Source organism: Marinicella gelatinilytica (assembly GCF_026410405.1).
Lineage (GTDB): Bacteria > Pseudomonadota > Gammaproteobacteria > Xanthomonadales > Marinicellaceae > Marinicella > Marinicella gelatinilytica.
Map to the genome: position 1 here is coordinate 112,790 of NZ_JAPMLN010000003.1, position 14,817 is coordinate 127,606.

The window sequence follows — 14,817 nt, forward strand, 5'->3', positions numbered from 1 at the left end:
AGTGTCTTAGTCACGGTTTACTATGGGCGGTGACTTTGTCTGGTTTGCGACGGTGGCTAACATATTGAATAACAGTAAAATGTAACAGGGCATCAGCTGTAAAAATATACGGTTTATGGCGGTATAATCCTGGGCATATTTGGCCGCGGGTGTCAGATAAAACAATAATAATATTAGAGAAAATGCCAGCGTAAAAAACAGGTGGCTAACTTGCTGTGCTTTATTGTGGTGATAACGCACCATAAAGAGGAGCAAAAAAGGTAAACCAAACCACAGCAGTGACCAATTAAGCTGCCAAAACAGGCTGTTAAAAACTGCCTCAGTAACGTTGGTAAATCCAAATGCAATATAGGCCTTATTAAATAAATTAATCTCTTCAGGCGAGATAATCAGCGGTCCAAACGGGGTTTTTACAGTGATGCCCCCCCATAAAAACCACAGCAGAAAAGTAGCGGCCATAATAGCCATGATAATGAGTCTTTGTTTTTGATTAAACCACATAATAAAGCTATGGCTGAAAAGCGCCACAAGAAGCCAAACCCAGCCTTCTAATTTTATCAGCGGTAACATCAGCGCATAGCAGATAATAAGCAATCGTAAAGCCGGTTTGGGTTGGTCGTTATAATCAAGGAGCCCCAGCATGATTAGCAAAATGTAAGCGGCCATCATTAAGTCAGCATATCCGGGCAACAATAAATGGTTAACCATTAAAGGTGTTGTGTACATAACCACTATTAAGAATAGCCGCAGATAAAAAGGGGTGTTGGCTTTTTGTAAGCGGTTACACATGAGTAACACTAAAAATCCGTACATCATTAAATATAACCCCAATACCATGGGTTTTGCGGTATCGCTAAAAAATAGCATGGGATAGAAGATAAGAGAAACACCATCAGGATAGTGTGATGATAAATTCAGTAAACTACTGCTTGAATCTAACCATTCATTGGGTTGCGTAAATGACACGCCGAGGCCATGGTAGTACCATTGCTTGGCACGGGCAACCCAAACAGTCCACGTATCCCAAGCTAAGTTCGGAAGTTGGTAACTGTTCCATATAACCAATAAAGATGCCAGGGCAATTAGGCTTATGGTGATGACTTGTTGTCGGCTGATTTCTGATGGCTTGTGAATACCGTCACCAACCAGTGCAGTGTGAACGATTAAACCCAAGCAAGATATAAATAGCACCATGACAATGACTAAAGCCATGCCATTGTGATTGCCGAACAGTTGTAAGCCGTTTAACAATAAAACATGAATAAACATACCCATAAAAAGACCATGGGCTAAAAGACTGGATAGCCGCCGTTTATTGGTCTCTAGCTTCATTAGTTTGAGTACGGCAATTCGTGAGCCAATTCCTAAACCCATGAAGTACAGCACATAGCCAATGCTAAATAAAATGGTTTTCATCATTGCAGCAAGCAGAATTGAGTCGTTTGAACTAAGATGTTGAGCGTTGGCGTTTCCTGAGATGGCTCCTGCGGTTCGCAAATCGAATTAAATGGCGGCAGTAGAGCTGCATAACTGTTGTCTCGGTTCAAGGTTTTTAAGACATCTTCGTAACGACCAATAACGCCCACATTATATTGAAGCAAATGATATTTAAGTCGTTTATTATTGAAACTTTCACCGCCTAAGATAAAAATTTTAATATCTGATGAATGGTTGTTTTGTTCAGTAATTGTTTGATCAATGAGTTGCGCCATGTCATAAAGTTTTTCATCCATGTGATTAAGGTGGTTATTATGTTGAGCGAATCGATTTTGATTAAATTGGCCCTGTAAGGTGAAGTTATGGGCAAATACTATAGTAACCATAAACCATGCTAATATGATGCCGACTATGAAGTGAATCGGAGCGGGCTTGATAACAATAAATATAACGAAGTTAATAGCAAGCCAAATACCTAGCCACATCAAAAAAGCTTTATAAATATTAACAAAATCATTGCTGTAAAAATTTATCGAGGAAAAACTCAGCGGCACAAAAGTGGATAATCCTGTGTAAACTTTTTGAGTCTGATTGATAAGACCATGATGGGTAAGTTGAATCGATTGCCAGCTTATTCGGTTGTCAAAATTATCACCAAATCCAAAAGAAATTTCTGACTCAACAACCAGAGCCACGTCACTAATCTTAGCAGCAGTTTGCCAGCCATAATCCAATTCATTGATTGATAACTGATTATTGATGAGTTTTTGTTTATAAGCAAAGGGTGTCTGCGTGTCTCGGTTGGTAAGTTGAGCTGTTAAGTAGAGGTTGACGGCCTGGTTACTGTCAAGGTTATTGATCACTAGAGTATCAAGTGCAGACATGTTTTCAAGCCCCTTTTTTATGGGCAATACCAATTGAGTGGTGCCGGTCATATCTAAATGGTAAAGACCATTTGTTTGGTAGTAGCGGCCGGGAGGTACTTCAATGGCAGTGGTCACATCAAACGGCTGCAACGAGTTAAGTGGGTGGTCTGACAAATGGTGGCTTTTGAGTAAAAAAAGAGCTGTTAACAGTAAAAAGCAGCCTGATAGCGTCCAATATAAAAAATGTTGATGCTTCAATGACACAGTGAGTCCTTTTTCTTGTTGACTGTATTTTAGTTAAATCCCTCAGCGAAAGCCAATAAAAAGCTGTAAACTGACAAGTCAGTCACACTTTTATACGAAGATAAAAAAAATAACTCAACAATATGCTATTGTTTATCGCCGACAACACCGTGAATGCGATACCAATTTAGTTCAGCACCATAAAACAGTTTATGGAAATCACAGAGGATAAAGACTAAAATTAAGCAATATGAAGTTAATACTCGAACACAGTGAGGCTATATTTGACTTGCCCGAAAAAGGCTCTTTACTCATTGGTAATGATGAGGATTGTCAGGTGCAAATTAATCGTCCGGAAATATGGGGTCGTCATGCCAGCATCGATGTGCTCAGCTATGGTCTGGTGTTACAGGCAGAGTCATCACCCATTTTGGTGAATGGGACGTCAATTTCGTCAAGTTGCTTGGTTTATCCAGGCGATAAATTAATGATGTCTGATTTAATGATGCGCCTGGTCGATGATGATTATGTTCCAAAAGAGATTAACTCGTTGCAACAGTTTAATCACAATGAACGGCCAGAGGACATGTCTTCGGTATTTGGTTTAAGACAATTATTTGGCGAACAAAATGGTGCCTTTATTAAATCAGACTATCATCACAAAGATGGGTGGAAGGTGTATCGAACCGATGCTAAGCTGGCATTAATTTCAAACAACCATCCGGTCTTTGTCAATGGTCGACAGGTGCACAATACGTGGTTGCAAAATGGCGATCGGCTTCAATATAAAGACCAACACTTTAATGTGGAATGTCCGGGTCATTCAGGCTATTCAAAATTCAGTCCATCACACCCGCGCAATGTGATGTTAAGTGAATCTATGTCCGAAGCGGACATCAAGAATAGTCATAAAAAATCTCTACGACCTCATTACTGGTGGTTAACGCTGTTGACTGGATTGGTGCTGTTGTTATTAATTATCCTTTTACTTTAAGCGGATTTTTACCTGTATCCAATCAGCAATTTGCAGTGATCGTCAGCAAATACAGTGAAATCCGTAATTATGAGTTGACCTAAGTGGCCAAGTTAAGTAAAATCCCCGCTCTTTGAAAGAACAACCGAATTGGAGTAGTTTCATGCACGCAGTTGTAGCTACAGGCGGCAAGCAATACCGAGTTAAAGCCGGCGATATTATTAAGGTAGAAACCATCAAAGCAGAAGCGGGTGACACGATTGAATTGGATCAAGTGTTGATGCTTTCTGACGGCGAAAAATTTGAAATTGGTACGCCCATGTTAGATGGTAAGAAGGTTTCAGCTGAGGTATTGTCTCAAGGTCGCGGAAAAAAAGTACGTATCATTAAATTCAAACGACGTAAGCACCACATGAAACGCATGGGTCATCGTCAGAATTTCACTGAATTAAAAATCACTAACATAGGATAAGAGGTTACTCATGGCACATAAGAAAGCAGCGGGTAGTACTGATAATGGTCGCGATTCAAATCCTAAGTATCTTGGCGTTAAATTATATGGTGGTCAAAACGTTTTGGCCGGTAACATATTAGTGCGCCAACGTGGTACTAAATACCATGCCGGCGACAATGTGGGTATTGGTAAAGACCATACATTATTTGCATTAAAAGACGGTGTCGTTAAATTTGCTAAAAAAGGCAAAAAATACCGCCAATATGTTTCTATTGAAACGCAAAAATAAAACGTACTACAATAGATTACTAATCTGTTGATAAAAAGCTCACTGTTAAAGTGGGCTTTTTTTTATGGTGTCATTCAATGTTGTAAGATACGTAGCGACATATGAGAGTAAAATAACATGAAATTTGTTGATGAAGTTGAAATAACGGTAAAAGCGGGTAATGGCGGAAGTGGCTCGGCCAGTTTTCGCCGTGAAAAGTTTATTCCACACGGCGGACCTGATGGCGGTGATGGTGGTGATGGCGGTGATGTGATACTTATCGGTGATCAGGGTTTAAATACATTGGTTGATTTTCGCCATCAACGACATTTCGAAGCGCAAAAAGGTGAATCCGGAAGAGGGCGCCAGCAATATGGCAAGGGCGGCCAGGACATCGTTGTTAAAGTGCCAACTGGTACAGAAGTTTACGACCTCGAAACGGATGAAAAGTTAGCGGATATTACGGAGCACAAGCAAAAGTTGGTGGTGGCCAAAGGTGGCGAAGGCGGATTGGGTAATATGCACTTTAAAAGTTCAGTTAATCGAGCCCCGAAGCAATTTACATCAGGGAAGCCTGGTGAGCAGAGAACCCTGAAATTAGAACTTAAGGTATTGGCCGATGTGGGTTTGCTTGGTTTTCCCAATGCAGGAAAATCAACTTTTGTTGATGCCATTTCGCAAGCTAAGCCTAAAATAGCAGATTATCCCTTCACCACACTTTATCCTTCATTGGGTGTGGTTAAGATTGATGCAGAAACCAGTTTTGTGGTTGCTGATATTCCGGGGTTAATCGAAGGCGCGGCAGAAGGTGCCGGTTTAGGCATCCAATTTCTTAAGCATCTACAACGCACTGGTTTGTTGTTGCATTTAATTGAATTACCAGCTTATGAAGGTATGCCAGATCCGGTAGAGCAATATCATCAACTCAGTGAAGAGCTGGTTAAGTTTTCAGAGCATTTGCAAGATAAAACCCGTTGGTTGGTGTTCACAAAAGCGGATATTACGGTACCCGAAGAGGCGCAAGCCATGGCTGATGGTTATGTTAAGGAAATTGGTTGGCCAGGGCCTTATTACGTGATTTCGTCCATTGCCCATCTTGGTTTGGATAAATTAACAAAGGACATCGCTGACTATTTGTCCGGCCCTAAAGAAGATTGGTAGATTTGTTGGCGGCTTTTTTAAATTTATCCACCTCAGCAAAAAGCCACTGACGGATAATTTGTACTTTTTGATCTTGCCCTGTGTTGGTTGGATAAACCAAATAATAAGCCATTTTTCCAGGTAATTTAATATCAAAGGGTGCCACCAGTAAGCCACGATTGATGTCATCTTGGACCAGCGGTGTGCGTCCCAATCCAAAGCCCTGATGGTTTTCCACAGCTTCTAACATGGTGACCATATGGCTAAAGCGGGTACCACGCAGAGGCGCTTGGGGGCTGAGTCCTGCTGCATTAAACCAGTCATCCCAACGTTCAGTGGTGAAGTCATCATGGCATAATTTAGCTGACAAAAGATCCTTTGGTGTTAATTGGCCTTTATAGGTATCATAAAAAGCTTTGCTACAAACTGGAAAAACTTCTTCATTGAGTAATAACTCACTGGTCAGACCTGCATAACTTGGGTCACTGCTATATCGAATGGCAATATCAAAATTGTCTTTTTTAAAGTCAGTCATCCACTCAAAAGAAGCAATTCGAACATCCAGTTCTTTATATTGTTGTTGAAAACGCCAAATCCGTTTCGACAGCCATTTTGTGGCGAAAGAAGGCAGTACCGAAATATTCAGTGTGCCGGCGGCATCTCGGTTAATCAGTTGACGTGTGGCAGTTTCTATATTTTCTAATGCTTGGCGAATAGCGATTAAATACATACGGCCTTCAAATGTCAGCTTCAAACTGCGATTGATGCGTTCAAACAACTGAACGCCGGTAAGTTCTTCCAGTTTTTTGATTTGGTGACTAATGGCCGCTTGGGTAACATGTAATTCTTCTGCGGCTTGGGTAAAACTTAATAGTCGCGCTGAAGCCTCAAAAGCTTTAATCGCCCTCAGTGGAGGAATGTGTTTATAACGTTGATTGGTTGCTTGCATTAGTTATTCTAATCGATTGCCTAAATAAATATCGTTTGATGTTTGTTATTATAGTCATATAATATGGCAAGTATGCAGGAAATCAGGTTGGTTTGAAACATATTTATTGATTACTGAAAATAATTTGAACTTTCACAATAATTATGGTCAAACCCAGTAAATGAATCACTTATTCACATAATATTCATTTTGAAAATGTAAAATACTTTTATAGGTTTTTCATTGTTCCCTTAGAAATCGCAAGATTTCTTCAGTATGTGATCTACTCACATACGACTTAGCTGAGGTTTTTCCTCCCTCTTCCTCAGCGAACTGTTTAAGGCGCCATCCCTTGGCGCCTTTTTTTTGCCTGTCGTTGTTATGATATACTGCTTATTTTTTTTGGGTATTGGTATGTCTGATTTTATTGGTGTTTATGATGATGCTTTGTCGACAGAGTTTTGCCAGCATTGTGTCGAAAAGTTCGCTCATAGTAACAATGTTGCACAAGGTGAAACCGGACAAGGTGTTGATTTAACCAAAAAAAACAGTATGGATTTGATGCTCAACCAACAAAGCGATTGGCAGAGTGAATTACAAACCATTCATCAGGCTGTATTAGATGGTTTGGTTCGCTACACTAAAAAGTGGCCTTATGTTCTAGTAGGTGCTTTGGCTTTACAGGTCGAATCTCCTGAAGGCCCCCGTCAAATTTCGGCACTAGACATTGAAAACATGAATGATGAGCAGCTAGCGAATATAATTAAAACTGTATTTCGCTTAGGCGGTACCAATTTGCAGCAGTATAAGCGCCAAAAAGGTGGTTACTTCTATTACCATTCGGAGTTTTATCCGCATCCCAATGATCCGGGACAAGATTCATTACATCGGGTTTTATTATGGATGTTTTATTTGAATGATGTGGCGGAAGGTGGTCACACTGAGTTTTATTTTCAACAAAAGAAAATTAAGCCCAAACAAGGCACTTTGGTTATTGCGCCGGCTTTTTTCACCCACACCCACAGAGGTAATCGACCTGAGTCTGAAGATAAGTATATCTTAACTTCATGGTTAATGTACCGAAAAGCGCAAGAGTTATACGGCCAAAGATAACAGAGAACTCTCTGCTAATTTTCAGACAAATGATTTATATCGAGTTGTCGGTTTGATTTTAACCTTGAAATTTATCTGGATATCCGTATAATCGACACACTTTGAATTTGTGCGGTAAATTATGAAAGTCCTATCATCATTAAAATCAGCCAAGACTCGAGCGCGAGACTGTAAGGTGGTGCGTCGCCGTGGTAAAGTATTTGTGATTTGTAAATCAAATCCTAAACTAAAAGCCCGTCAAAGATAATCCGCTTTAGACTGAACAATTAAAAATACCCTCTTCGTGAGGGTATTTTTTTTGCCTAAAAATTAAGTTATGGTTAATCGTTTATAATCATTAGGCAGATAACTTCACGTTCTTCGGACAGTAAAATATTAAAAGTCCTGGCCGCGGCTTGGTTGTCTAATACTTCAAACCCAATGTTGTTTTTAATCAACGGTGTGAGCAGTTCTGAATCAGGAAATTGAATGGATTCACCGGTGGCTAATAAAATAACTTCCGGATTCATGTTAACCATTTTTTTAACCAGTCGCTTATCTATGAGTTCGTCACCTTTAATGGCAACCGTTTCAATGGCCTCATCCCAGGGTATTAAAATACTTTGTCGATAAGTTTGATGATAAAACTCACAGAAATCAGCGGCAGCTGATTTTATGATGTTAGGATGCTGGGTAACTGTTTCAGATAAATCCATAGGATGTTTTAACGCGGTAATTCATAGACAGGGTTTTTGGGATTAGCACGGTATAAGGTTAAAGTTTGGCCAATGCGTTGTATTTCTGTGGCTTTAGTGCGTTTAATCAGCTCGTCAATAATGACAGTGCGTTGCTCACGATCGGCTCTGATTTTGATTTTAACCAATTCGTGATGATCTAAAGTGGTTTCTAATTCCGTCATGATGTTATCAGTAATGCCTTTATCAGCAATGGTAACATAAGGGTTAAGACCGTGAGACACCCCTTTCAGGTATTTAACAGCGGCTTTGCTCAGTGATTTGTGTGTCATTAAATGGTAAAATTCAAATTAATCCGTCATTTTAACAGCAGTCGAGACCTTTTCACAAACGTTAACAGGGCTTGACCTAAGCAGAGCAGAAATCATGGCCAAAAGTAAAAGTTCTAAGCAGTGGCTGCAAGAGCATTTCAGCGACAAGTATGTTAAAAATTCACAGCAACAAGGCTATCGCGCACGTTCAGCCTATAAGTTAATTGAAATCATTGATAAATATGACTTGCTGAATGGTGTTTACTCTGTGGTTGATTTGGGCGCTGCACCGGGTGGCTGGTGTCAAGTTGTGAAAGAAAAATCGAGCAATGACTTAACCATTGTCGGGCTTGATTTGTTGCCCATTGAAGCCATTGAAGGGGTCCATTTTATTCAGGGTGATTTTACCGATGACGAGGTCTATCAAAGCTTGTTAAACGTATTAAAGGGTGACAAAATAAACCTTGTTTTATCCGACATGGCCCCCAATTTAAGTGGTGTAAGCGCCACCGATCAGCCAAAAAGTATGTATTTAGCTGAACTGGCATTGGATTTTTGTCGACAATCACTCGAACCAGGTGGTTCACATGTGGTCAAATTATTTCAAGGCGAAGGTTTTGATGGTCATATACAAGCCCTGCGACAGAGTTTTCAACGGGTTGTGATTATTAAACCTGATTCTTCTCGGTCACGTTCAAGAGAAGTGTTTGCCGTATCCATGGGCTTTAAAGAATCGTAAACGAAGAGGCATAGTTTGAATAACATTACTAAAAATTTATTACTTTGGGTTGTGGTACTGATGGTGCTGATGAGTGTTTTCGGCAGTATGGTTGAGCCGCCTGCGAACAACACAGATGTTCCATATTCTGATTTCATTAAGATGGTTCAAAACGGCCAAATTGAAGAGGTTGTGATTGATCCTGAAACCACAGTCCACCGCAAAATTAAAGCCGTAACATCCGGTGGTGAACAATTGACTGTTCAAGCCGGCGATGATCCGCACTTGGAAGATGACTTAATCCTTAATGACGTTAAGTACTCCATCAAAGCGCCGCAACAAGATGGTTGGGGTTGGCGAATTTTTGAAACCATTTTCCCGATATTACTGTTTATTGGTCTGTTTTTCTTGATTATGCGTCATATGCAAGGTGGCGGCGGTAAAGGCGGAGCCATGAGTTTTGGTAAATCCAAAGCCAAATTATTAAATGAAGAAAATGCCCAGGTAACTTTTGCTGACATGGCAGGTGCTGAAGAGGCCAAGGAAGAAGTCTCTGAAGTGGTGGATTTTTTGAAAGATCCGACCAAATTTAATAAATTAGGTGGCACAATTCCACGCGGTATTCTGATGGTTGGTCCACCCGGAACCGGTAAGACACTACTGGCTCGTGCCATTGCCGGGGAGGCCAAAGTGCCGTTTTTCAGTATTTCCGGATCAGATTTTGTGGAAATGTTTGTCGGTGTTGGTGCTTCACGGGTTCGTGATATGTTTGAACAAGCTAAAAAGACTGCGCCGTGTATTATTTTTATTGACGAAATTGATGCCGTTGGTCGTCAACGTGGTGCCGGACTAGGTGGTGGTCACGATGAGCGAGAACAAACTTTGAACCAGTTATTGGTTGAAATGGACGGCTTTGAAGGCAACGATGGCGTTATTGTTATTGCTGCCACTAACCGTCCTGATGTTTTGGATCCGGCTTTATTACGTCCGGGTCGTTTTGACCGCCAAGTGGTGGTGCCGTTACCGGATATTCAAGGTCGCGAAGCCATCTTAAAAGTTCACATGAAAAAGGTGCCGCTGGCAGATGATGTTAAACCCGGTATTATTGCCCGCGGTACACCCGGGTTTTCCGGGGCAGATTTAGCAAATTTAGTGAATGAAGCCGCATTATTTGCAGCCCGTGAAGATGCCACTGAAATTGCCATGGAGATGTTTGATAAAGCCCGTGACAAGATTATGATGGGCGCTGAGCGCCGATCTATGGTAATGAAAGAGTCTGAAAAGCACAACACAGCTTATCATGAAGCCGGCCATGCGATTGTGGGTTTATTGGTTCCTGAGCATGATCCTGTTTATAAAGTCACTATTATTCCTCGCGGTCGTGCCCTTGGAGTAACCATGTTTTTACCTGAAGAAGATAAGTACTCTTACAGTAAAACAGCCTTAGAAAGCCAAATTTCCTCATTATATGGCGGCCGCATAGCGGAAGAAATTATCGGTGGACCAGATGCCGTTACAACCGGTGCCTCAAATGACATTGAACGCGCCACTGATATTGCCAAAAACATGGTGACAAAGTGGGGCTTATCTGATGAGTTGGGGCCACTCACTTATTCTGAAGATGAAGGTGAAGTATTCTTAGGTCGTCAAGTAACCCAACACAAGAGCATGTCTGACACCACCGCTGATAAGATTGACAAGGCTGTGCGTGACTTAATTGACCGCAACTACAAGCGGGCTGAACAAATCTTACATGACAACATCGATAAGCTACATTTGATGGCGCAATCATTGATTAAATATGAGACCATTGACAGCAAACAAATCGCTGAGATTATGGAAGGCAAGGAGCCTTCACCACCGGCCGGCTGGGTAACCAGTGACGATGATGATGAAGGTGGTAATGATAAACCGCCGAAAAAAAAACCGACACCTAATAAAACAGGTTTCGGAGATGCGGCCGAACAAACCTAAATAGCCTTGAACCCGGACTTTAAAATTATGGGGGTTTTAAATGTAACCCCCGATTCTTTTTCAGATGGTGGTCAATTTTACGCCCCCTCGACGGCTATTAAACATGCGCAAAAAATGATTGCTGACGGTGCCGATATCATCGACATTGGCGGCGAATCGACCCGCCCGGGAGCCGCTGAAGTGTCCGAACAAGCAGAAATTGAACGGGTGGTACCAATCATTGAAGCATTACGTGAACAATTCCCTAAAGTCACCCTCTCCATCGACAGCCGTAAACCCGAAGTCATGGCTGCGGCTTTACACGCCGGTGCTAATTTCATTAATGACATAAACGCCTTACAGAGTGATGGTGCCATTGAAGTGGCGCTTGAATATGATGTGCCGGTGTGTCTCATGCATATGCAAGGCACGCCTAAAACCATGCAAGACAACCCCCAATACGACAATGTGGTGCAGTCGGTGTTGGATTTTTTTGAACAGCGAGTCGAAGCCTGTATGCGAGCCGGTATCGATCCTGATCGAATCATTTTAGATCCGGGTATTGGTTTTGGAAAAACGGTTGAACATAACTTAACGTTGATAAAAAACATCAGCACCCTAAAACAAATGGGTTTTCCGGTTTTATTGGGCGTGTCACGTAAATCCATGTTTAAGACCTTATTAGGGCGTGCTGTCGATGAACGATTGCCTGGTGCTTTGGCGGTGAGTCAATTTGCCTATTTTCAGGGCACGGATGTATTTCGAACCCATGATGTGGCTGCCACCCGTGATTTATTAACCATGAGCCAATATTTAATTCAAAATGAACCAACATAAAAAGTATTTTGGTACCGACGGAATTCGCGGCAAAGTAGGCGGACCTTTAATGACAGCCGAGTTTGCTTTAAAGCTGGGTTATGCAGCCGGTAAAGTGTTGGGTGAAGCTAAACCCAGTAAAACAATTGTTATTGGCAAGGACACGCGCGTGTCGGGTTATTTATTTGAATCCGCTTTGGAAGCCGGCTTGGTGTCAGCAGGGATAAACACCACCCTATTCGGTCCGATGCCAACCCCTGCCGTGGCTTGGTTAACACGGACTTTGCATGCCAGTGCCGGTATCGTTATCAGTGCCTCACATAACCCCTTTTATGATAATGGTATTAAATTTTTTAACGAATACGGTGAAAAACTATCTGATGAACAAGAGCTGGCCATTGAGAAGTTGTTGGATCAACCCATGGACATGGTTGAATCCAGGCGCTTAGGTAAAGCCAGTCGTTTAAGTGATGTCGATGGACGTTACATTGAGTATTGTAAAAACGCCGCTAATAACCTGATGTTATCCGGGTTTAAGATTGTACTGGATTGTGCTCATGGTGCCGGTTATCAAATTGCACCACGGGTATTCACTGAATTAGGCGCAGATTTAGTGGTAATGGGAAATCAACCGAATGGTTTTAACATAAATAAAGACTGTGGCAGTACTGAGCTGGCGGTGCTACAGGAAAAAGTACTTGAAACCAAAGCGGATATTGGTATTGCTTTAGATGGTGATGGTGATCGGGTGGTGATGGTAGATCACACCGGTAATGAAGTCAATGGTGACCAATTGATATTTCTGGTTGCCAAACATTTACATGCCAATAACCGATTAAATGGTGGTGTGGTAGGTACGTTGATGTCAAATCAAGGTATGGAAAAGGCGCTAAAGGATTTGGGTATACCTTTTGAGCGTGCACAAGTCGGGGACCGTTATGTCCATCAAAAATTGCACAAAAATAATTGGATATTAGGTGGTGAATCTTCCGGGCATATTCTTAATTTGAATTTGGCCACCACCGGTGATGGCATTATCAGTGCTTTGATGGTGCTTAATGTGATGATGGAAAGCGGACGAAGCTTAAAAGATTTGGCTGATGAAATGCCTGTTTATCCACAGGTCATGATTAACATCAATCATCCAGAACCAAAAAAATTAGGCCGAAACAATGATTTATGTCGGGCGGCAGATGCGGTTGATAAGGCTTTAGGCGATCAAGGTCGCGTTTTAATTCGGCCATCCGGGACTGAGCCTAAATTACGTATTATGGTGGAAGCGGTTGAGCAAGACTTGGCGCAACAGCATGCCGAAGATTTATCAAACTTAGCGAGTGAATTATGAAAACTTATATTTTTTGTATATTATCTATTTTTATGAGTTCAACGCAAGCGTCTGAACTGGTACTGACAGTTGAAGATGCTTGGTTGCGTGCCGGTCCGCCAAATGCCAATATGATGGCTGCTTATGTAAAACTGGGCAATGAAAGTAATGAAACCATGACCTTGGTGGCTGCCGATAGTGATGCCTTTGGCATGACTGAAATTCATCGCACCATTGAAGTGAATGGGGTTTTTAAAATGAAAGAGCAACAGGCATTACCGATAGCTGCCGGTGATGTTTTAACCATGGAGCCGGGTGGCTTGCATATTATGCTAATGATGCCAAAACAAGCGATTGAACTTGGTCAAGTGGTGGAGATTACTTTACGCTATGAAACCGAAAATGGTGAATCGCATCATCAAACAATCGATTTTGAAGTTAAAAAGCAATAATAATCAGCTGTTTCGATATGAATAAAAAGGATTTTGACTATACGTTACCCAAAGAATTAATAGCCCAGCAACCAATTCTGCAACGCAGCCAGAGTCGATTGTTGGTGCTGACAAAAAACAGTGGCAAAGTCATTGATTGTCAATTTAAAGAGATTCTTAATTATCTGAAACCAGGTGATCTATTGGTCTTTAATAACACCAAAGTCATGCCGGCACGTTTACAAGGACAGAAACAAACCGGTGGTCAAATCGAGGTTTTTATCGAGCGGGTTTTAAACAACCACCAAGCCAAAGCCTTACTGAAAGCCAATAAATCCGTGCGTTTAGGCACGGAGATTTACTTTAATAATAAACCTGTACTTAAAGTCAGCGCCCGCCAAGGCATGTTTTTTTTAGTGGAAACAATCGATAAATCCGGTGATCTAAATGCCATTATGGAAACCCATGGTGTGATGCCCTTGCCACCGTATATTCAGCGTGACAGCACCCAAACTGACAGTGAGCGTTATCAGACGGTCTATGCTGATACAGCCGGTGCAGTGGCTGCTCCGACTGCGGGACTTCATTTTGACGAAGCCACACTAAGACATTTAAAAGAGCAGGGCGTTAACAGTGCTTTTGTGACCCTGCATGTTGGTGCCGGCACCTTTCAACCGGTTAAAGCCGATCACATCGAAGACCATAAAATGCACAAAGAGTGGCTTCGGGTTGATGAAACAGTGGTTGATGCCGTGAAAGAAACAAAGGCCAATGGCGGTCGAGTCATAGCTGTGGGTACCACCGCGGTCCGATGTCTGGAAACCGCTGCCCAAAACGGCGATCTCAGTGCCTACAGCGGTGATACCGATATCTTTATTTATCCCGGCTATCAATTCAAAGTTATTGATGGTTTGCTCACCAATTTCCACTTGCCCGAATCCACTTTATTAATGCTGGTCTCCGCTTTGGCCGGCCGTGACAACATCATGAACGCCTACCAGCATGCCATCGAGCAAAAATACCGCTTTTTTAGTTATGGCGATGCGATGTTGATAGTTGAGGCTTAACATAAGTCGAAAAAACCAAAGCGTTGCTCAGTCCAATCTGTCGTGATAAGAATATTTGAGTATTTCTTACGCTTGGTTTCATTGAGAAATAATTAATGTAA

17 protein-coding genes are annotated in these 14,817 nt (G+C 41.7%); 12 read left to right on the forward strand and 5 right to left on the reverse strand.

Annotated features, from left to right (window positions below; translation table 11 throughout):
• Positions 1-6: 6 nt before the first annotated feature.
• A complete protein-coding gene (locus tag OS173_RS03080; RefSeq protein ID WP_267182809.1) occupies positions 7-1,419 on the reverse strand; it encodes a hypothetical protein in 1,413 nt (470 codons plus the stop codon).
• Entirely contained in the window at positions 1,416-2,438 is a 1,023-nt protein-coding gene (locus tag OS173_RS03085) for a hypothetical protein (protein ID WP_267182810.1), read from the reverse strand. Before OS173_RS03085 ends, OS173_RS03080 begins: the two co-directional genes overlap by 4 nt.
• A 358-nt stretch (positions 2,439-2,796) precedes the next feature.
• On the opposite strand from OS173_RS03085, the gene OS173_RS03090 reads away from it, so the two are divergent.
• The 4 genes from OS173_RS03090 (at position 2,797) to cgtA (ending at position 5,402) form a co-directional block, all read left to right on the forward strand.
• On the forward strand, positions 2,797-3,540 hold the full coding sequence (locus OS173_RS03090; protein ID WP_267182811.1) for an FHA domain-containing protein: 744 nt from the start codon (positions 2,797-2,799) through the stop codon (positions 3,538-3,540).
• Between the two features lie 142 nt (positions 3,541-3,682).
• Positions 3,683-3,991 (forward strand): 50S ribosomal protein L21, encoded by a 309-nt coding sequence (gene rplU, locus OS173_RS03095; RefSeq protein ID WP_267182812.1) that lies wholly within the window; start codon positions 3,683-3,685, stop codon positions 3,989-3,991.
• A gap of 10 nt (positions 3,992-4,001) precedes the next feature.
• Positions 4,002-4,262: a 50S ribosomal protein L27 gene (rpmA, locus tag OS173_RS03100; RefSeq protein ID WP_267182813.1), complete on the forward strand. Its 261-nt coding sequence runs from the start codon at positions 4,002-4,004 to the stop codon at positions 4,260-4,262.
• 117 nt (positions 4,263-4,379) lie between these two features.
• On the forward strand, positions 4,380-5,402 hold the full coding sequence (gene cgtA / locus OS173_RS03105; protein WP_267182814.1) for an Obg family GTPase CgtA: 1,023 nt from the start codon (positions 4,380-4,382) through the stop codon (positions 5,400-5,402).
• Here the strand turns inward: cgtA and gcvA are convergent.
• Entirely contained in the window at positions 5,386-6,330 is a 945-nt protein-coding gene (gene gcvA / locus OS173_RS03110) for a transcriptional regulator GcvA (RefSeq protein WP_267182815.1), read from the reverse strand. The genes cgtA and gcvA overlap by 17 nt on opposite strands.
• 393 nt (positions 6,331-6,723) lie before the next feature.
• On the opposite strand from gcvA, the gene OS173_RS03115 reads away from it, so the two are divergent.
• Both OS173_RS03115 and ykgO read left to right on the forward strand, forming a co-directional pair.
• Positions 6,724-7,422, forward strand: coding sequence for a 2OG-Fe(II) oxygenase (locus tag OS173_RS03115; protein WP_267182816.1), 699 nt, complete (start codon positions 6,724-6,726; stop codon positions 7,420-7,422).
• Between the two features lie 121 nt (positions 7,423-7,543).
• Positions 7,544-7,669, forward strand: coding sequence for a type B 50S ribosomal protein L36 (gene ykgO, locus OS173_RS03120; protein ID WP_267182817.1), 126 nt, complete (start codon positions 7,544-7,546; stop codon positions 7,667-7,669).
• Between the two features lie 73 nt (positions 7,670-7,742).
• Here ykgO and OS173_RS03125 read toward each other — a convergent pair whose 3' ends face one another.
• Positions 7,743-8,117, reverse strand: coding sequence for an Mth938-like domain-containing protein (locus OS173_RS03125; RefSeq protein ID WP_267182818.1), 375 nt, complete (start codon positions 8,115-8,117; stop codon positions 7,743-7,745).
• 8 nt (positions 8,118-8,125) lie between these two features.
• Positions 8,126-8,428 carry a YhbY family RNA-binding protein gene (locus OS173_RS03130; RefSeq protein ID WP_267182819.1) on the reverse strand — a complete coding sequence of 101 codons (303 nt, stop codon included), beginning with the start codon at positions 8,426-8,428 and terminating at the stop codon, positions 8,126-8,128.
• Between the two features lie 94 nt (positions 8,429-8,522).
• On the opposite strand from OS173_RS03130, the gene OS173_RS03135 reads away from it, so the two are divergent.
• From OS173_RS03135 to queA, 6 genes are read left to right on the forward strand one after another with little or no spacing between them, the layout of a single operon-like run.
• Positions 8,523-9,146, forward strand: a complete 624-nt coding sequence (locus OS173_RS03135) for an RlmE family RNA methyltransferase (protein ID WP_267182820.1) — start codon at positions 8,523-8,525, stop codon at positions 9,144-9,146.
• A gap of 15 nt (positions 9,147-9,161) precedes the next feature.
• Positions 9,162-11,099, forward strand: coding sequence for an ATP-dependent zinc metalloprotease FtsH (gene ftsH, locus OS173_RS03140; RefSeq protein WP_267182821.1), 1,938 nt, complete (start codon positions 9,162-9,164; stop codon positions 11,097-11,099).
• A 27-nt stretch (positions 11,100-11,126) separates the two neighbouring features.
• On the forward strand, positions 11,127-11,915 hold the full coding sequence (gene folP / locus OS173_RS03145; protein ID WP_267182822.1) for a dihydropteroate synthase: 789 nt from the start codon (positions 11,127-11,129) through the stop codon (positions 11,913-11,915).
• On the forward strand, positions 11,902-13,239 hold the full coding sequence (gene glmM, locus OS173_RS03150; RefSeq protein WP_267182823.1) for a phosphoglucosamine mutase: 1,338 nt from the start codon (positions 11,902-11,904) through the stop codon (positions 13,237-13,239). The genes folP and glmM overlap by 14 nt, the downstream gene beginning before the upstream one ends.
• 32 nt (positions 13,240-13,271) lie before the next feature.
• Positions 13,272-13,670, forward strand: coding sequence for a copper chaperone PCu(A)C (locus OS173_RS03155; RefSeq protein WP_267182824.1), 399 nt, complete (start codon positions 13,272-13,274; stop codon positions 13,668-13,670).
• Positions 13,671-13,687: 17 nt separating this feature from the next.
• Positions 13,688-14,716, forward strand: a complete 1,029-nt coding sequence (queA, locus tag OS173_RS03160) for a tRNA preQ1(34) S-adenosylmethionine ribosyltransferase-isomerase QueA (protein WP_267182825.1) — start codon at positions 13,688-13,690, stop codon at positions 14,714-14,716.
• Positions 14,717-14,817 lie beyond the last annotated feature (101 nt).